The sequence below is a fragment of the Agrobacterium sp. LEGMi-208b genome (assembly GCF_059511785.1).
The window spans coordinates 2,041,433-2,060,552 of record NZ_CM183445.1; the positions used below are offsets into that span (position 1 = coordinate 2,041,433).

The 19,120-nt window shown below is 60.8% G+C and carries 16 protein-coding genes; 8 read left to right on the plus strand and 8 right to left on the minus strand.

The genetic code is table 11. From position 1 onward, the window contains the following. Positions 1-180 precede the first annotated feature (180 nt). Both AC5YUO_RS09875 and mprF read right to left on the minus strand, forming a co-directional pair. Entirely contained in the window at positions 181-1,551 is a 1,371-nt protein-coding gene (locus AC5YUO_RS09875; protein WP_496153178.1) for a virulence factor, read from the minus strand. After that, entirely contained in the window at positions 1,548-4,148 is a 2,601-nt protein-coding gene (mprF, locus tag AC5YUO_RS09880) for a bifunctional lysylphosphatidylglycerol flippase/synthetase MprF (protein WP_496153179.1), read from the minus strand. Before mprF ends, AC5YUO_RS09875 begins: the two co-directional genes overlap by 4 nt. Before the next feature lie 275 nt (positions 4,149-4,423). On the opposite strand from mprF, the gene AC5YUO_RS09885 reads away from it, so the two are divergent. Beyond that, entirely contained in the window at positions 4,424-4,717 is a 294-nt protein-coding gene (locus AC5YUO_RS09885) for a hypothetical protein (protein ID WP_400819852.1), read from the plus strand. 59 nt (positions 4,718-4,776) lie between these two features. Here the strand turns inward: AC5YUO_RS09885 and AC5YUO_RS09890 are convergent, their stop codons facing one another. Next, positions 4,777-5,817 (minus strand): dipeptidase, encoded by a 1,041-nt coding sequence (locus AC5YUO_RS09890; protein ID WP_496153180.1) that lies wholly within the window; start codon positions 5,815-5,817, stop codon positions 4,777-4,779. Positions 5,818-6,050: 233 nt separating this feature from the next. On the opposite strand from AC5YUO_RS09890, the gene AC5YUO_RS09895 reads away from it, so the two are divergent. The 7 genes from AC5YUO_RS09895 (at position 6,051) to AC5YUO_RS09925 (ending at position 13,997) form a co-directional block, all read left to right on the plus strand. Beyond that, on the plus strand, positions 6,051-7,646 hold the full coding sequence (locus tag AC5YUO_RS09895; protein ID WP_496153181.1) for an ABC transporter substrate-binding protein: 1,596 nt from the start codon (positions 6,051-6,053) through the stop codon (positions 7,644-7,646). 2 nt (positions 7,647-7,648) lie between these two features. Continuing rightward, entirely contained in the window at positions 7,649-8,662 is a 1,014-nt protein-coding gene (locus AC5YUO_RS09900) for an ABC transporter permease (RefSeq protein ID WP_065114132.1), read from the plus strand. Beyond that, entirely contained in the window at positions 8,659-9,561 is a 903-nt protein-coding gene (gene nikC / locus AC5YUO_RS09905; RefSeq protein WP_004433196.1) for a nickel transporter permease, read from the plus strand. Before AC5YUO_RS09900 ends, nikC begins: the two co-directional genes overlap by 4 nt. Before the next feature lie 3 nt (positions 9,562-9,564). Further along, on the plus strand, positions 9,565-10,395 hold the full coding sequence (locus tag AC5YUO_RS09910) for an ABC transporter ATP-binding protein (RefSeq protein WP_496153182.1): 831 nt from the start codon (positions 9,565-9,567) through the stop codon (positions 10,393-10,395). Next, complete coding sequence (locus AC5YUO_RS09915) at positions 10,392-11,132, plus strand: ABC transporter ATP-binding protein (RefSeq protein WP_065114131.1); 741 nt, start codon at positions 10,392-10,394, stop codon at positions 11,130-11,132. The genes AC5YUO_RS09910 and AC5YUO_RS09915 overlap by 4 nt, the downstream gene beginning before the upstream one ends. A 213-nt stretch (positions 11,133-11,345) precedes the next feature. Next, positions 11,346-12,857, plus strand: coding sequence for a serine hydrolase domain-containing protein (locus AC5YUO_RS09920; protein ID WP_496153183.1), 1,512 nt, complete (start codon positions 11,346-11,348; stop codon positions 12,855-12,857). Between the two features lie 243 nt (positions 12,858-13,100). Further along, a complete protein-coding gene (locus AC5YUO_RS09925) occupies positions 13,101-13,997 on the plus strand; it encodes a LysR substrate-binding domain-containing protein (RefSeq protein ID WP_496153184.1) in 897 nt (298 codons plus the stop codon). A 65-nt stretch (positions 13,998-14,062) separates the two neighbouring features. Here AC5YUO_RS09925 and AC5YUO_RS09930 read toward each other — a convergent pair whose 3' ends face one another. From AC5YUO_RS09930 to AC5YUO_RS09950, 5 genes are all read right to left on the minus strand, one after another. Further along, a complete protein-coding gene (locus tag AC5YUO_RS09930) occupies positions 14,063-14,929 on the minus strand; it encodes a D-amino-acid transaminase (protein WP_496153185.1) in 867 nt (288 codons plus the stop codon). 20 nt (positions 14,930-14,949) lie between these two features. Continuing rightward, the gene (locus AC5YUO_RS09935) at positions 14,950-16,008 is read right to left on the minus strand and encodes a P1 family peptidase (RefSeq protein WP_496153186.1); all 1,059 of its coding nucleotides are present in this window, start codon (positions 16,006-16,008) and stop codon (positions 14,950-14,952) included. Positions 16,009-16,152: 144 nt separating this feature from the next. Then, positions 16,153-17,112, minus strand: coding sequence for a sugar kinase (locus AC5YUO_RS09940; protein WP_496153187.1), 960 nt, complete (start codon positions 17,110-17,112; stop codon positions 16,153-16,155). Positions 17,113-17,132: 20 nt separating this feature from the next. Then, the gene (locus tag AC5YUO_RS09945) at positions 17,133-18,191 is read right to left on the minus strand and encodes an ABC transporter ATP-binding protein (protein ID WP_496153188.1); all 1,059 of its coding nucleotides are present in this window, start codon (positions 18,189-18,191) and stop codon (positions 17,133-17,135) included. A 101-nt stretch (positions 18,192-18,292) separates the two neighbouring features. Further along, the gene (locus AC5YUO_RS09950; protein WP_031233854.1) at positions 18,293-19,114 is read right to left on the minus strand and encodes a carbohydrate ABC transporter permease; all 822 of its coding nucleotides are present in this window, start codon (positions 19,112-19,114) and stop codon (positions 18,293-18,295) included. Positions 19,115-19,120: the final 6 nt, after the last annotated feature.

Consider the following 19,120-nt stretch of genomic DNA (forward strand, 5'->3'; position numbering starts at 1 on the left):
AAGGGTTGCGGGAATGTGATGAACATTCGCCGCACACCGGTTTCTTTTGAATAATAGTTTAACCGATTCCGCAAGCATGACGGCGATGCGGAAAAGCATCGGCGATGCTTCGGCCGTCAAAAGATCACCCGGAACGCCTGTGCCCGGGCTGGAGACGACGATCGCGGAGCGTGATGCAGCTTATTTCGGCAGCCGGGTCTTGAGCGATGTCACGATACGCTTGGCCAGCCCCTCATAGTCCTCGTCAAAATGGTGGCCGCCCTCGATGCCGACCGCTTCCACGCCCTTGGCTTTCAGGCCGGGGCAGGGGTCTTCATCCTCTTCGTCCGTGCCATAGATGCATTGCACCAACTTCGGATCGATCTTGGCGATGTCATCCAGCGTTTTGCCGCCCTTGCCTTCACCGGCAACGCCAAGCCAGCCTTCGACGGAAATCTCGAAATCCACTTCGGTCGAAAGTCCCATCAGCGTCAGTTGCACGACATGCGACTTGTCGCGGTCCGGCAGCAGATTATAGGTGGCGGGAATAATATCGGCACCGAAGGAATAGCCGATCAACACCACATTGCGAACTTTCCATTCCTTGCGATAGGTGTCGATGATGCGGCCGAGATCGGTGGCGACCTCCTGCGGTTTCTTTTCCTTCCAGAAATAACGGAGCGAATCGACGCCGATGACGGGTATGCCCTCCTTCTGGAAAGCGCCACCCACTTCCTCATCGAGATCGCGCCAGCCGCCGTCGCCGGAATAGATCACCGCCATGGTATCCATGACCGGGCTGGTTTCCAGAACCTTGATCGGCAGGCCGAGCGGGCTGTCGGTGTCGCCTGCGGCGTCGATCTGGTCGGACAGGGTCTGGGTCAGCACCTCGTCCGCCTTGTCATCCACGTCAGTGACGTCGATATCGGGATGCAGCTTGACGAGCGCATTGACGTGGTCGCGGCCCTTCTGGTCCGCAGCGGGCGTAAACAGCACGCTGACCGGGGCGGGCAGCGGGCCATCGGTCAGGCCATAGACCGTTTCGCCATCCGCCTTGTCCTTGGTGGCGGGTGTGCAGAGGATTTTCTCAAGCGGCAGGCCGGCCTTGGGGTCGACGGCGATGGCTTCCCGGACGGTGGAGACGGGGCTCTGCGCGATCATCGCCAGCGCCAGCGTTCCGCCCTTGCCGATGCCGGTGAGGATGGGCTGGCGATAGCTGCTCGTGCCGGCGGTGCGCTGGATCTGCTGCGACAGCGACTCGATGTCCGAGATCATATAGATGCACTCGTCGTCATCGGCCTCGAGCGCCTTCAGATATTCCTTGAAATCGATGCCGACCACGGCGGCGCCCTTTTCCACCAGCGCCTTGGCGCGGGTCTCGTCGGCGGCCGTCCAGCCATCGGCGTCGGAAATCAGGAAGACGCTGGCGAGGATATCGCCGTCCGGCACCATGATGTGCTCGGCGGGGATCATGCCCGTCTCATAGGTGGGCTTTTCCTGTGCGTAAACAGAGGTGGAAGCGAACAGGACGGAGGCGGCAAGAGCCGCCTTCAGCATGGGGGATTTTCTCATTTTCCGATCACTCCTCTGACACCGCCGCTGATCAGAACCGTCGCATCCATCAGCGCCATGGCGGCGTCTGCGCCATTCTGCACGGCAAGATAACGCGGTTCCCATTTCGGGTGGAACTTCGCCTTGAAGGCGCGAAGTCCCTTGAAGTTGTAGAAACGTTCGCCGTGTTCGAACAGCGTGCTGCCGATGCGGTCCCAGACGGGGGCTGCATCGCGCTTCGACATTCCGGACATGGGGGCCATGCCGAGATTGAAGCTCTCATAGCCCGCCTCACGCAGATATTGCATGATGCTGACGAAGAGAAAATCCATCGAGCCGCGCGGCGCATCCGGCGAAAAACGCATGAGGTCGACGGTGGCTTCCTTTTTGGTGTCCGTTACCATCAGATTGGCGAAGGCGGTGATCTTTCCATCCTTGCGCAGCACGGCGACGGGTTGCGACAGAATGTAATCCGGTTCGAAAGCGCCAAGCGAGAAGCGCTTTTCGCGGGTATTGTGGTGGGCGAGCCAGCCATCGGAGACCTGTTTCAGCTCATCCAGAATATCCGCCACCTCTGCTTGCTCGACCACCTCGAAGGTCAGCCCGTCGCGCGCGCCGCGGCTCAGCGACTGGCGAAGATTGGCAAGCTTGCCGCCCTTCAGTTCGAATGCGGTGAGATCGACCAGCGCCAGCTCACCTAGCTTGAAGGCGCGCAGGCCCGCATCGGCGCAATGGGAGAGGAGGAAAGGCGAAATCTGGTAAAAGGCAGCGCGGGCGCCAGCGGCGCGGGCGGCTTCCACGAATTGCCAGACCAGATCCGGGAAATCATCCTCGTCGCCGACCGGATCGGCGAAGGCGATCCATGAGCGGCCCTGAATGCCATACATGATGAAGGCGTTGCCGCTTTCGGAAAACATCACGTGTTTGTCGCCCATGCGCACCAGATTGGCGTCGGCCGCATCCTGCGTCATGACGATGCCGGTGGCACTGGTGACGTCGTCGGCCTTGATGGCGTCCGGCCTGAAGGCCACCGGCCGCATCAGGCTGAAGATGGCGATGGTGGAGGAGGCCAGCACGAGGCCGAGAAGGGCACGCAATCCGCGCGGCGCTTCCTCGGAGAATTCGAACTGCCACCATAATGTCTGGCTGTAATCCGTATCGCGATAGACAAAGAGCAGGATTGTCGCCGCGCCGGCAATGATGACGGCCATGGCGGCGAGCCAGCTTGGGCCCAGCGCCTGTTTCACCAGCGAGGCATGGCGGTTGAAGCTGCGCATATTGACGGAAAGGGCCGCGATGAAGACGCCGAGAATGGCGGCTTCAAACACGGCGATGGCCTTGAGCAGCGAGAGAACCAGCGCCAGCGAGGCGGCGACGAGTGCGATCCACCAGGCGCCGTCCAGCCGCTGCCCGAGGCCGCGCGAGGCGACGACAAGCACGAGGCCGAGAATGCTCGTCAGAAAATGCGCCGCTTCGACGATGGGAAGCGGTACGAAATTGGAGAGGAAATCCAGATTGCTATCAGGCGTCGGCGTCACGCTCGAGAAGATCAGCATGGTGCCGAGGATCATCGCGAAGGTGGATAGCAGCGGCGGCGCGAGCCGCACGGCAAGCTGGCTGATATCCGAGACGACAGGCTTTGCCGCGAATTGCTTCATCTCGGAGACGAGCATCACCAGAATGGCGACCACCAGCGGCAGGACGTGGTAGATCACGCGGTAGAGAACGAGGCTTCCGAGCAGCTGGTCAACGCTGATGGCATTGCCAAGCCCCGCGACCATCACTGTTTCGAAGACGCCGAGACCGGCCGGTACGTGGCTGAGGACGCCGAGGCCGACGGCCGTGGCGTAGATCGCGAAAAATGTCGGCCAGCCGAGATGCGTATCGGGCAGCAGCACGTAAAGCACGGAAGCGGAAGCGGCGATATCGAAGGCGGAGACGAGGAACTGGCGTGAAGACGTTCGGCTGTCGGGGAGGCGCAAACGCCATGCCCCAAGCCGGATCGCGTGCCCGTTGCGCCCGACATAGGCGGCAACGACGAGGATGGCGATGACGGCCAGTGCCGCGCCTCTCAGAACCAGGGCATCAACGCCGATGATGGCGGCAATGCGTGGCGCGACGATGAAGGTGGAGATGGCGCTGACCGACAGCAGGCCGAGCCCGAAGGACAGCGTGACGAAGGCGATGACGCGGGCGATTTCGCCGGGCGACAGCCCAAGGCGCGAATAGGCGCGAAAGCGGATCGCGCCACCGCTCAAGGGTCCGAAACCGGCGGTATTGCCGATGGCATAGGCAGCAAAGGCGGTCGCCGCCATGGGCGGGAAGGGCAACTTGCGGCCGATATATTCGATGGCATTGGCGTCGTAGAAGATCAATGCCAGGAAGCTGAGAGCCGTGAAGACGATGGCGAGCAGCACGGCTGAGGCCGACGTCTCCGTCAAAGCATCGATGACGTCGTCATAGCGGACTTCGGAGGTCAGTTGATAGATGGCAAACGTCATCATCACGAAGACCAGCGTGATGGCGATCGCGGTCAGATAGGGACGGTTTCTGGCAAAAAAGCTTTCAACCGCGGATTCCGTAACATCGGTCTGTGTAATTTCGCTCTTGTCTGCCATTTACTTTGCCCAGCGCCAGTTCCTGTTGGCGAACCACAGGATTGTGTCGCTAATTCGTTTCGGTTGCGGAAATGTGATTAGCAGAAAAGCATGAAGTGTCGATGTGAAGTTTGTGTCGGATCATGCGTGAATTTCACCAGGTTTACGGCAGAAAATACAACTATGGAATGCATGATTTGCGGGATTGTTCCGAATGGCACCAAATTGACCGTTGCGGTTGCTTGGTGGTGCCGTTTGATGCGACTACACGCTCCTTTCGATTGAAGGAGATGCCAATGAACATGCCCCTAAGAATAGTTATTTCGCTCGTCGTCGCGCTCGCGGCCGGTGGTGGATATATGGCGGTGGACAAGATGCGCGGTGCCGAGTGGGTCGTTTCGCCGCAACAGATCGCGGAGGCCAAGGCAAAAGGGCAGATGGGTTATGAATCCCGTCCGGGCACCGTGACCGTATTGCCGATCCGCAGCGAGACGGCGGATGTGCTGCCGATGAAATGGGCGCTGATCGGTGTCGTCGCCGGATTTCTGGCTTTCCGGGCGACCGGCAAGAAAAAAGCGGCGAAAGCTTAAGGCTCTGCCGCTTCGTGTCTCCGGCGCCCTGCGCCGGAGATTGGATCGCACTTTATGCCTCACGCGCCCCAGGTTTTTTCGAGCACACGGATCCAGTTGCCGTGGCAAATCTTGGCAAGCGCCTCCTCGTCATAACCGCCGTGGCGCAGGGCTTCGACCAGCAGCGGCAGATCAGCCGCATCCTTCATGGCGGCAGGAATGGTGGTGCCGTCGAAATCCGACCCGAGCGCGACGTGATCGATGCCGATGCGGTTGACGATGTAATCCACGTGGCGCACCAGCTCGCTCAGGTCGGTATCCGGGTTCTTCACGCCGTCTTGCCGCAGGAACAGCACGCCGAAATTGATGCCTGCAAGGCCGCCCGTGTCGCGGATGGCGTCAAGTTGACGATCCGTCAGGTTACGGCTGTGGTTGCACACGGCATAGGCGTTGGAATGCGAGGCCACCAGCGGCGCATCTGAAATCTTCGCGATGTCCCAGAAGCCCTGCTCGTTCATGTGCGACAGGTCGACCATGATCTTCAGCTCGTTGCAGGTTTTTACCAGCCGCATGCCGGCGTCCGTCAGGCCGGGACCGATATCCGGCGTTGAGGGGAAACGGAAGGGAACGCCATAAGCGAAGATGTTCGGGCGGCTCCAGACCGGCCCGAGCGTGCGCAGGCCCGCTTCGTGGAGAACGTGGAGCGCATCCAGATCGGCGCCGATCGCTTCCGCGCCCTCGATATGGAAGACGGAGGCGAAAGCGCCTTTCGCCATTGCGTCGCGGATATCGGCGGCGGTGCGGCAGACCCTGAGCGCGCCGTTCGACTGTTTCTCGGCGCGGAACAAAAGGCCGGCCATGGCAAGCGTCGCCTTCAGCGCATCAGCCTCGGCAGGTGTCGAGAAATCACCGTTGGCGTCCTTTTCCATGCTGGGCGAAGGCACGTAGACGGCGCAGAGGCCGCCCGCGAGGCCGCCTTTTCTGGCGCGCGGCAGGTCGATATGGCCGACCGTATCGCCTTCGATGAGAAGCGTTTCGGGGGAAGCATTGCCCGAGCGCCATAACCGCAGCAGCACGTCGTTGTGGCCGTCGAAGACGGGTACGGTTTTTTGATCGGTCATGGTCATTCACCTTTGGAAACGGAGTTGCGCGGACGCGCCTGCGGGAGAGTTTTCAGAATTGGTAGAGGAAAGGTCAAGGCGGGAGCAAATGCAATCCGTGCATAGGCTCTGCCAAATTTGGAATTGGTCGGGCCTCGTTTGCTCGTGGTAATCGCGGGAAAACATAAAAAAAATGACTGGATTGGGGCAAACCCACCGTTTTCCGAAAAATAAGGTCCGAAAGGGGATTTTCGATGATTTCAAGACGCAACCTGTTGATTGCCGGCGCTGCCGTTCCGTTCCTGTCCTATGCGCGCATTCCGGCATTCGCCGCGACACCGAAGGACATTCTTGTCGTCGCGCAGCAGCTGGACAATATGACGAGCCTTGACCCGCATGAAGGTTTCGAAGCCGTCGGCGGTGAAATCATCTCCAACATGTATCAGAAGCTGGTGCGCGCTAACCGCGAGGATTCCACCAAGGTTGATCCCGTCATCGCGAAATCCTGGGAAGCCGATGCGGACAGCAAGGTTTTCACCTTCGTCATCGGTGACGAAGCGACCTTCGCGAGCGGTGCGAAAGTGACTGCGGAAGACGTCGCCTTCTCGCTGCAGCGCGCCATCAAGATGAACAAGAGCCCGGCCTTCATCATCAGCCAGTTCGGCTTCACGCCCGACAATGCCGAAACGACCATCGTTGCCGCCGACGACAAGACGGTGAAGCTGACGACGGCAAAGCCGACCGCCATCTCCTTCCTGCTTTATTGCCTCTCCGCCAATATCGGTGCGATCGTCGAAAAGAAGGCGGTTCTTGCCAATGCGTCGGGCGAGGACCTCGGCAATGGCTGGCTGCAGAAGAACAGCGCCGGTTCCGGCGATTTCATGCTGCAGGCCTGGAAGCCGAGCGAAAGCGTCGCGCTCACCGTCAACCCGAACGGTCCTTACAAGGGCAATATCAAGCGTATCGTGCTGCGCCACGTCACCGATCCGTCTTCCCAGCTGCTGATGCTGCAGAAGGGCGATATCGACATTGCCCGCGACCTGACGTCGGAGCAGCTGCGCACCGTCAAGGACGATGCCAATATCGAGCTGGAGCGCAAGTCCATCGCCTCGCTGGTGCTGGTCTCGCTCAACCAGGGCAATGAGAACCTTGCCAAGCCGCAGGTCTGGCAGGCGATCAAGTGGGCGCTGGACTATAAGGGCATGCAGGAAAACCTGGTGTCGCTGACCCACGAGATCCACCAGAGCTTCGAGCCGAAGGGTTTCCCCGGCGCCGTTAACGACATTCCGTTCCAGCGCGATGTCGAAAAGGCGAAGGCGCTGATGGCCGAAGCCGGCCTTGCCGACGGTTTCGAGATCAGCATGGACCACTATTCCGCCCAGCCTTACCCGGATCTGGCGCAGGCCATTCAGGCCAATCTTGCCGATATCGGCATCAAGGTGCGTCTGCAATCGGCTGAAAACCGTCAGGTTCTGACCAAGATGCGCGCTCGCGAACACCAGATGGCGCTTTCCGCATGGGGCACGGATTATTTCGATCCGCATTCCAATGCCGATGTCTTCAACATCAACAAGGACAATGGCGACGACGCCAAGTCGAAGCCCTTCCTGTGGCGTTCGCGCTTCAAGAACGATGACTTCGCCGCCAAGGCGGAAGCTGCCCGTGACGAGAAGGACCCGGCAAAGCGCGTGGAGCTTTATGAAGCCCTGCAGCGCGAGCACATGGAAAACAGCCCCTTCGTGTTCATGTTCCAGACCACGAAGACGGCAGCCTTCCGCAAGGGTGTTTCCGGTTTCGAACTCGGCGTTCTCTCCGAGGGCAATTCCTACCACGATGCGAAGAAAGCGTGACATTGAACAAGCGCGTTAAAAGCATATCGTCGATACTGAGCAGCGTCCTCCTGACGCTGTTCGGTTTGATGGTCATCACCTTCATGATCGGGCGCGTCATGCCCGTCGATCCCGTCATCGCGGCGGTCGGCGACAACGCGCCCGAAGACGTCATCGTGCGGGTGCGGGCCGAAATGGGTCTCGACCAGCCGCTGGTCGTGCAGTTCTTCCACTATGTCACGCAGGTCCTGCATGGCGATTTCGGCAATTCGATCCTGACCCGCAATCCGGTCTGGATCGATATCAAGCGCGTTTTCCCCGCCACGTTCGAACTTGCCACCGCAGCCCTCATTCTGGCCGCGCTGATCGGCATTCCGCTCGGCGTCTGGGCCGCCGTGAAACAGGGCAAGCTGACGGATCAGGTGATCCGCGTCGTCTGCCTTGCCGGTCACTCCGTGCCGGTCTTCATGCTGGCGCTGATTTCGCTGCTCGTCTTTTACGCCACGCTTGGCGTTGCACCGGGACCGGGCCGTCAGGACATCATCTATGACGGCATGATCACGCAGGTCACCGGCCTGATGACGGTCGACACGCTGCTTGCCGGTGACTGGGACGCCTTTTACGACGCCATCGCCCATATGGTGCAGCCCGTCTGCATCCTCGCCTATTTCAGCATGGCCTATATTACCCGCATGACGCGCGCCTTCATGATCGACGCGCTGAAGGGTGAATATGTCATCACCGCCCGCGCCAAGGGGCTTTCGGCCATGACCGTGATCTGGGGCCACGCCTTCCCGACGGTCGCCGTGCAGCTCGTCACGGTTCTGGCGCTCACCTATGCCGGCCTTCTCGAAGGTGCCGTGGTGACGGAAACCGTCTTCAGCTGGCCGGGCCTTGGTCAATACCTCACCGTCTCGCTCATGAACGCGGACATGAACCCGGTCGTCGGAGCAACCCTGTTGATCGGCTTCATCTATGTCGCCCTCAACCTGCTCGCAGACGTGCTTTACAGAGTTATGGATCCTCGCGTTCGATGATGTTAGCTAATTTCAGAAACTGGGCGCTGGATGAGACGCCGCATTCCCGCACACAGGCTGCCTGGGGAAACCGGTATCGCATCTGGCTCAACCTCAAGTCCAATCCGCTGGCGGTGATCGGTCTGACCATCATCGTCCTGTTCATCGCGCTGTCGCTTCTGGCACCGCTGCTCGCGCCCTATGATCCGGCGACGCAGAATCTCGGCAATCGCCTGGCATTCCCCAGCGCCGAACACTGGTTCGGCACGGATGAGCTGGGCCGCGACATTCTCTCGCGCATTCTTTACGGCGGCCGCGTCACGCTCGGCATGGTCATTGCCGTCGTCGTTCTCGTGGCACCCATCGGCCTCGCCATCGGCTGCATCGCCGGTTATTTCGGCGGCATTGTCGATACGGTGCTGATGCGGGTGACGGATGTGTTCCTGGCTTTTCCGCGCCTCATCCTCGCGCTCGCCTTCGTCGCGGCGCTGAAGCCCGGTGTTGAAAGCGCCATTCTCGCCATCGCGCTCACCGCATGGCCGCCCTATGCGCGTCTCGCTCGTGCAGAAACCATGACGGTGCGCGGCAGCGATTTCGTCGCGGCCTACCGGCTGACGGGCGCTTCCGCCTGGCGCATCATTGCGCGTCACATTGCGCCGCTCTGTGTGCCGAGCCTTATCGTGCGTATCACGCTTGACATGAGCTCGATCATCATCACCGCCGCCAGCCTCGGCTTCCTCGGCATGGGCGCACAGCCGCCTTCGCCGGAATGGGGTGCGATGATTGCGACGGCCAAGCGCTTCATCTTCGAACAATGGTGGGTCGCCACCATTCCCGGCATCGCCATCTTCCTCGTTTCGCTCGCCTTCAACTTCTTAGGTGATGGTTTACGTGACGTTCTCGACCCGAAGGGACATTGAGCCATGCTGGTCGAAATCGCAAATCTGAAGATCGCTTTCCAAACCCGCACCAGCCGTTTCGAGGCGGTGCGCGGTGTCTCCATGAAGCTTGGCACTGAAAAGCTCGGGATTGTCGGCGAATCCGGTTCGGGCAAGAGCCTGACGGCGCGGGCGCTGATGAAGCTTCTGCCCTCCAATGCGGATATCCGCGCTGACAAGCTCGCCTTTGATGGCATCGACGTGCTCTCCGCCAGTGAAAAGCAGATGCGCCAGATCCGTGGCAAACGGGCCGGTTTCATTCTGCAGGACCCGAAATATTCGCTGAACCCGGTGAAGACCATGGGTGCGCAGATCGCTGAAGCCTGGCGCGCGCATAAGGGCGGCAGCAAGCGTGCCGCCATGGAAGCGGCCATCGGTCTGCTTGATCAGGTGAAGATCCGCAATCCGCGTCAGGTCGCCTCGTCCTATGCGCATGAGGTTTCCGGCGGCATGGGCCAGCGCGTGATGATCGCCATGATGCTGGCGCCCGATCCGGAATTGCTGATCGCCGACGAGCCGACCAGCGCGCTTGATGCGACGGTGCAGGCGGAAATCCTGCGGCTGATCGAGGAACTGGTGTCGGAACGCGGCATGGGCCTTATCCTCATCAGCCACGACCTGCCGCTCGTTTCGCATTTCTGCGACCGCGTCGCCGTCATGTATTCCGGCCGGGTGATGGAGGAGCTGAAGGCTTCCGAACTCCTGAAAGCCGAACATCCCTATACAAAGGGACTTCTGAACTGCATTCCCTCGCTGACGCATCCGCGCGAGCGTCTTCCCGTTCTCAACCGTGATGCAGCGTGGTCCAGCCAATGATCGACGTCGATAATCTCCGTATCAAGTTCGGCGACCGCGAAGTGGTGAAGGGTGTGTCCTTTTCGGTGGAAAAGGGCGGCAGCTTCGGCATCGTCGGCGAAAGCGGCTCGGGCAAGTCCACCATCCTGCGCGCCATGGCGGGCCTTAATGAAAGCTGGGAAGGGCGCATCGCCTTTGCCGGCAAGGACGCACCGCTGAAGCGCACGCCGGAATTCTTCCGGCAGGTGCAGATGGTGTTTCAGGACCCCTATGGCTCACTGCATCCGCGCCAGACCATCGACCGCATTCTCAGCGAATTGCCGCTGGTGCACGGCATGGACAATATTGAAAAACGCATCCAGCAAGCCTTGTCCGATGTGGCGCTGCCGCAGGCGGTGCGGTTCCGTTTTCCGCACCAGCTCTCCGGCGGCCAGCGCCAGCGCGTGGCGATTGCGCGTGCGCTGATTGCCGATCCGCAGGTGCTGCTGCTCGATGAACCGACTTCGGCGCTCGATGTCTCGGTGCAGGCGGAAATCCTGAACCTGTTGCAGGACCTGCGCGCGGCGCGCAACCTCACCTATATTCTCGTCAGCCACAATCTTGCGGTCATTGCGCATCTGTGCCCGCAGGTTGGGGTGATGCTGAATGGCGACATGGTGGAGCAGCTGAGTGCCGGCGATCTGCGAGATGGCCGGACCAAACATCCGCATACGGAAGAGTTGCGTAGCCTGAGTATCCGGCTGGAAGAACCGGCCTGAGTCTACGTTGCCAATAAATCGAGCGGGTGCCACGAGTTTCTTCTCCCCGAGGGGGAGAAGTCCGCGGCAGCGGGATGAGGGGGCAAGCTTCCCGTAAATCTCTACCGTTGCCCCCTCATCCGACCCTTCGGGCCACCTTCTCCCCCTCGGGGAGAAGAAACAAGCGGCGATGCCGAGGCTTTCTGTAGAGACGACAAGACACGAGACCGAGCCATGCCAAAAGAATTCGACTGGAACGCCGCTTCAACCCTTTCGCAAAGCTTCGTCTCACAATGGGCGGACAATGAGCCGGGCGGGGCGGTCATTGGTTTCGATCTCGATGGCATCTGTTTCGCCCATACCGGCGGTGTCGAGAGCCTCTCGACCTTCGCACCCTTCACGCCGCAGAGCGTGGTGCGGTATGCTTCCGTCACCAAACATGCCTTCTGTGCCATGGTGCTTGCGCATTCCGATCTGATCGGCCTTGACGATCCACTCGGCAAACATCTGCCGGAGTTGCAGTCGCCGCTCCGCGACGTCACGGTGGGGCAGGCGCTGGATATGAGCGGTGGCCTGCCGGATACGCGTGAATGCCTCTCGCTGCTTGGTCTTTCCGTTTATACCGAAACGAAGGCCGAACCGCTTCTCGAATATCTGTCGCGGCTCACCCGGCTGAATTTTCCTGCCGGCAGCGAGGTGTCCTATTCCAATACCGGTTACCGGCTGGTGGAAGCGGCGCTGGAGCGTGGCGGTTTCCGTTTCGATGATTTCGTGCAGGAACAGATTGCCGATCCCTTTGGCGTGTTTCTGAAGGCGCCGGATGTCTGGAACGATCCAGTCGACGGGCTGGTGCCGGGCTACTGGAAAGCCGAAGACAACTGGCAGCTTTCGGCTGCCGGCCTGCATATCTCCGCTTCCGGCAGTCTTGCCGGCAGTGCCGAAGCACTTACCCGTTGGTTGCAGGGTCTGATGCGCGGCGAGGGAAGCTTCGCGGGTGTCCTTGACGCGCTTTCGGCTGAGCGGCCGCTCGCCGATGGACGGATGAGCGAATATGGTCTCGGCCTGCGCTGGTCGCATCTCGGTGACAGGCGTTTCGTCGGTCACGGCGGTTCGCATCCGGGTTACAAGACTTACTTTCTGCTTGATCCGGAAAATGGCACTGGCTTCGTCGTGGTGTCGAACCGCGAGGATACCAATGGTTTCAAGATCGCGCTGGAAGGCATGGCGGCTTTGACCGGCCTGCCTTTGCCCCAACCCGCCGCCAGTCTGCCGGAAGGCCTCTATGTCACCGAAAGCGGGCCGTGGTGGCTGGAGATCAAGGGCAGCACATCCACCTTCATCGATGGTGACGACACGCTTTATGAAGATGTCGATGGCTGGGTATCGTCGCGTTCGGCATCGTCGCCCATGCGTCTGAGGCTTGAGGGCGATGCGATTGTCGGCGAGGCCGGCCACGCCGCCCGCCGATTCCTGCCGGTCGGCCAGCATGTCGTGCCGGATGATCTTTCGGGCTCGTGGCGCTCGGATGAGGGGGCTGAATTTTCGATCAGCGGTTCGTCGCTGACGATGGGCATCGGCCCCACGCGCCGGAGTATGCCGCTGACGGCGCTCGGCAATGGCCGTTTCCTCTTCACGCTCATCGACGGGCCGTGGACGAAGCGCGTCTGCTTCAACCGGCTGGGTGACGACCGGATCGAGCTGGTGTCCAGCCGGGCGCGGATGATCGAATATTCAAGGGGCCGTTAACGATTGAGGCAGATCCCGGTGCGCCCCACAAACTCGATGTCATCCTCGGGCTTGACCCGAGGATCCATTGTCGCACTTGGTTGTGGATCCTCGGGTCAAGCCCGAGGATGACGCAAGCGGGCTCTAGTCAGTTTGCTAAACGACCCGAAGCTTTCTAAAGGGTTTCAATCGGCTTCCATTGCTCCTAATAAAGACCCGTGTTCCCGGCAGGCCGGGACAACATCTTTGTGGGAGAACAGGCCCTTGGAAGTCAAATGGCTCGAGGATTTCCTGGCGCTGGCCGGAACGCTCAATTTCTCGAAGGCGGCCGATGAGCGGCATGTGACGCAATCCGCCTTCAGCCGGCGCATCAAGCAGCTGGAAGCCTGGGTGGGGGCGACGCTGGTCGACCGCGCCTCCTATCCCTCCCGGCTGACCGAGGCCGGTGTGAAATTCGTGCCGGTGGCGCAGGAGACGCTGAAACAGCTTTACCATGCACGGCGCACGCTTCTTCAGGAAGAGGGAGCCGATGCAAGAACCGTTCGGCTGACGGCGCTGCATACCCTGTCCTTCACCTTTTTTCCCGACTGGCTGAAACGGGTGAACGAGACGGCCGGGCCACTGTTTTCGGTTCTGCGGCCGGATTCCGGCAGCATGGAGGAAAACCTCAATTCGCTGGTGGATGGGCAGAGTGATTTCCTTCTGACCTATGCCCATCCCGAAGTGCCGATGCTGCTCGATGCGCAGACCTTCGAATTCCGCGTGCTGGGTGCGGAAAACATCATTCCCGTTTCCGCGCCGGCGAAAGATGGTTCACCGCTGCATGAACTGGTGGAAAATGCGCGAAAACCCTTTGCCTATCTGGACTATGAAAAGGCCTCTTTCTTCGGGCCGTTGCTGCGCGATCTCCTGAGCGCGCGCCTGCCGCAATTCGAACGGGTGCATGAGGGCAGCATGTCGGTGGGGCTGAAAGCCATGGCGATGGCCGGCTGGGGTGTCGCCTGGGTGCCGGAAAGCCTGATGCGGCACGAGCTGGATAGCGGCGCTCTGGTGCGCGCCGCCGATTCAAGTTTCGATATTGCCGTCGATATCAGGCTTTATCGTTCCAAGGAGAACCGCCGGCCCGTGGTTGAGCGCATCTGGGCGGTTCTCGAAAGTTAGAGCATTTCCGGGAAAAGTGGCCCCCGGTTTTCCATCCGGAAATGCGACAAACAAAACGCTTTCGATCAGATGGCGGTGCGGCGGGCGTTTTCGAGGTAGAGCGTGCGTAGGCGGCTCACCATCGGGCCGGGCTTGCCGTTGCCCACCGGCTTGCCGTCGATCTTCGTGACCGAAACCACGAAGTTGGAGGCGCTGGTCAGGCAGGCCTCGTCGGCGTCAAGCGCCTCTTCCAGCGTGAAGGGGCGTTCTTCCAGCGTGAAGCCGGCTTCCTTTGCCAGCTGCAGGGCAGCTAGACGCGTGCAGCCGGGCAGGGTCTTATTGCTGTTGCCGCGGGTGATGATCTTCTTGTCGGCGGTGACGATGTAGGCAGTCGAGGACGCGCCTTCTGTGACGAAACCATCCTCGATCATCCACGCCTCGTCGCAGCCTTCGGCCTTGGCGATGCGCTTGGCCATGACCTGCGGCAGAAGGCAGACGGTCTTGATATCGCGACGTTCCCAACGCTGGTCGGGAACCGATTTGACGGCGATGCCGGCTTCTTCGACCGGGGTGCCGATCAGCTTCTTGGCCTGGGTGAACATGACCAGCGTCGGCTTCAGATCGGGGGAGAACAGGAAATTGCGGTCTTCGGCACCACGCGTCAGCTGCAGGTAGATCATGCCTTCGACGAGGTTGTTGTCGGCAATCAGGCGGCGCTCTGCCTCGACGATCTCTTTCGTGGTGACCGGCAGCGGCACGTCGATTTCGCGGGCGCTGCGCTCCAGCCGGGCCATGTGCAGGTCGCTGTCGATCAGCTTGCCTTCCAGAACGGAGGTAACTTCGTAGATGCCGTCGCCAAACAGGAAACCGCGGTCGAAGATGGAGAGGCGGGCGTCCGCTTCGGGCAGGAATTCGCCGTTGACGTAAACGATGCGACCGGATGGGCTAGTCATGAAAACTCCGTCTGGAAAAGTCAGGCTGAAAGAAGGGTTTTAAGGGCGTCGATGGAAATGGCCTCGACCGTGGAGGCCTTGCCGGTGCCGGCATTGAAGCCCGTGGTCGTGGTTGCCGCGCAGAGCGAATTGAGGATCGCCTCCTCCGTCGCCTCTATCGCGGCTTCGAAGAGTGGCGAAATCGCATCATTGGAAAGCTCAGGATATTCCGCCACCGCCTTGCGGCGTGCTGGCGTGCGGCGCAGCCGCTCATCGGTGGAAAAGGCCAGAGCGTAATCGCCGGAGCCATTGCTGAGTGCTGCACCCGTGCGCGCCAGCCCGCCGAAGCTTCTGGCCGCCAGACGCTTCAGATTGCGGGAGGAAAGTGGCGCGTCGGTGGCGACAATGATGACGATCGAGCCGTCCTTGTCCTTATGGCTAGGGCTGATATAGGGCTTGCCGCAGACCAGCAGATGGCCGCCGTAGTTGGATTGGACGAGAATGCCGAGCGTATAGGTCTTTCCGGCGATGGTGACGATGCGGGATGCGGTGCCGATGCCGCCCTTCATGCCGAAAGCGACCGTACCGGTTCCCGCACCAACGCCGCCCTCGGCCACCGGACCTGTGGCAGCGTTTTGCAGCGCGGCTGATATCTCATCGACGGTCGGGCGGCTGGCGCGGATGTCGTTCAGCCGGGAATCGTTGGTTTCGCCGACGACGGCATTGATCGAGACGACCTTCTCATTGCCCGGTTGCGCCAGCGTATGGCGGTTGATCGCTTCGATGGCCCGGCCTGTTGCCAGCGTATTGGTGAGGATAACAGGTGTTTCGAGTTCGCCGAGTTCCTCGATCTGGGTGGATCCGGCAAATTTGCCGAAGCCGTTATAGACGGCGAAGGCGGCGGGCACCTTGTCCTGAAAGAGATTGCCGCCATGCGGCAGGATCGCGGTTGCGCCGGTGCGGATCGTGTCGCCTTCGATGACGGTCGAATGGCCGATGGTCACGCCTTCGACATCGGTGATGGCGTTGAGCGGGCCGGTCTCGAAATGGCCGGGCCGGAAACCGATTTCGCGCAGTCTCGGGCGGGTCGTCTGATGCATCGGGCGATCACTTTTGCGGAATGCAGGCTCAAGGTGGAACAGGCGCGGCTTCATGAAAAGCTTTGCTCTGACTTGACGTTAGACTACTTCGCCGGGAAACGGCATCGCAAAAATGGAATAGTTTTATGCGGGCAATGGATGCGCTCAGGAGGCGCGCAGCGCGGCTTCGCCTTCACGCTCCAGCCATTGGCGCATCGCGTCTTCCGTCTCTTCGCGCGTCGGTGCGCCGATGCGGCCGCCGAAGATCGTGCATTTCAGCGCGGCGGCTACGGAGGAGAGGCGGATGGCGGCGCGGCTTTGCATGCCTTCAGCCATCGCCAGCGCAAATGTGCCGTGGAAGATATCGCCCGCCGCCAGCGTATCCACTGCCTGAACCTGCATCGTTGATTGGAAATGCACCGTGGGATCGCCGGCCTCCGTCCACCAGCAGCCTTGTGGACCGGCGGTGACGGCGATGAAGGTCTGCGGGTAGCGGGAATGCAGCACCGGCAGCATGTCCTTCACCGTTTCAAGTCCGGTCAGCCGGGCGGCGGCGGGTTCGGAAAAGACGATATGGGTTGCGGCGGGCGCAAGCTTCTCCAGCGTTTCCACCGGCGCCACATCGCCATCCAGAATGGCGGGTTTGCCAAGCGCGTGCGCCACAGTCAGCACATCGAGTGCCAGTTCCGGCCAGCGCACATCAACCAGAACGGCATCGAACGGGGCAATATCTGCCGGCGTGCAGGCGCGTTTTTTCTCATGCAGACGATGATCGTAAAAAGGCACGATCAGCCGTTCTCCCCGGTCATCGATGATGATCGTCGACAGGGCCGAGCGCGCGCCGGCGGCGATGGTCATGCCGGTAACATTGATGCCGCTTTCGGCGAGATCGCGCAGGATGCGGGTGCCGGTTTCGTCGTCGCCCACCGCGCCCCAGAGGCTGGCGCGGCCGCCCATGCGATGCACGGCATAGGCAGCGCTCGAGGCCATGCCTTCGGCAATCTGCAGCATCTCATAGGGCAGGACCTTGCCTTCGCCCTTCGGCATGTCATGCACACGGAACAGGGTGTCGAGCACGGCGGCACCCACGCAGAGCACATGCTTGCCGCCCGCTTCCTTTACCATTCTCTTCGCTCCTGCCGTGTTCACATACGCTTGCCGCTGTCCTTGTCGAACAGATGCACGGTTGCCGGATCGATGGCAATGTGGATCGTATCGCCGAAGCGGACATCGAGGCGCTCACGGAACAGGCAGGCGATTTCGTCGCCCTTGCAATTGAGCTTGGCGTAGATTTCCGAGCCGGTGCCTTCGACCAGTTCTACCCGGCCTTCAATGCCGGTCTCGGCGGCCCGGATGTGTTCCGGCCGCACGCCGTAGACGAGGTCGCGGCCGCCCAGTTTGCCGATATCGGCATTGGCGGGCAGCGGCAGGCTGAGGCCCTTTGCGGTGCGGAAGACGCCTTCCTCCACCCGGCCGCGAATGAAATTCATGGCCGGTGAACCGATGAAACCGGCAACGAAGAGATTGGCGGGATTGTCGTAAAGATCGAGCGGTGCGCCGATCTGCTCGATCACGCCATCATGCAGCACCACGATCTTGTCGGCCATGGTCATGGCTTCCACCTGATCGTGGGTGACATAGATGGTGGTGGTGCCAATGCGCTGGTGCATGGCCTTGATCTCGCCGCGCATCTGCACGCGCAGCTTGGCGTCGAGGTTGGAAAGCGGCTCGTCGAACAGGAAGACCTGCGGATCGCGCACCAGCGCCCGGCCCATGGCCACGCGCTGGCGCTGGCCGCCGGAAAGCTGGCGCGGATAACGGTCCAGCAGCTTTTCCAGTCCCAGAATGGCGGCGGCCCTGTCGACCTTGGCCCTGGTTTCCTCGGCGCTGACCTTCTTCAGCTTCAGCGCGAAGCCCATATTGTCCTTGACCGTCATGTGCGGATAAAGCGCGTAGTTCTGGAAGACCATGGCGATATCGCGGTCACGGGCGGGCAGGTGGCTCACCTCGCGCGCCCCGATGTGGATTTCGCCGTCGCTCAGTTCCTCCAGCCCGGCGATCATGCGCAGCAGGGTGGACTTGCCGCAGCCGGAAGGGCCGACGAGGACGACGAATTCTCCGTCCTTAATGTCGATATCGATACCGTGGATGACGTTGACCGAGCCGAAGCGCTTCTGGACATTTTGAATATTGACCGGTGCCATGTTTTTGGTTCCCGTTACGAGCAATTCCAGCAAAAGTGCGTCGTGGTTTTGCGTCCGGAATTGCGTTAAAAGAGTAAGGGCATGGAATGCCCTTCTTGAATTCAGCCGCCCTTGACGGCGCCGGCTGTGAGACCCGCCACGATCTGTTTCTGTGCGAACATGGTGAGCAGCAGCACCGGCAGCGTCACGATGAGCGCGGCTGCGGCCAGCGGCCCCCAGCTGACCTGTTCGAAGGACAGCATGTTGTAGACCGCGACCGGCAGGGTGCGCGTTTCACGGCTGGCCAGCACGATGCCGAAGACGAAGTTGTTCCACGAAAAGATGACCGCGAGGATGAAGGAGACGACGATGCCGGGCTTGGCAATCGGCAGCGCTACCAGCCGGAACACCTGCCAGGAGGATGCGCCGTCGATGCTTGCCGCCTCTTCCAGTTCCTTCGGGGTGGTCTCGAAATAACCGATCATGATCCAGACGACGATCGGTACCGTGACCACAAGATGGATGATGATCTGCGGCCAGAGCGTGCCCAAGAGGTTCAGCCATTGGAACAGCAGGAACAGCGGAATGAGGAAGGAGAGGCCGGGCGTCATGCGGGCGATCATGATGACGACGGCGGATTTTTCCGCCTTCAGCCGGGCGATGCCGTAACCGGCGGGAACGCCGATGACGAGCGCCAGAATGGTGGCCGCACCGGTGACGAGCACCGAGTTCCAGAAATAGAGGAAGAAATTGTTCTCCTCGAACACCTTCACATAGTTCGACCAGGCGAAACGTTCGGGAATGAGGATCGGCGGATAGGCGCCGTTGTCGATTTCATATTTCAAGGACAGCGAGATCATCCAGATGAAGAACAGGATGACCGGCGAGATCATCACCAGCGCCACGAAGAAAAGGCCGATGCGGTCGAGTGTCTTGCGTTTCAGAATTTT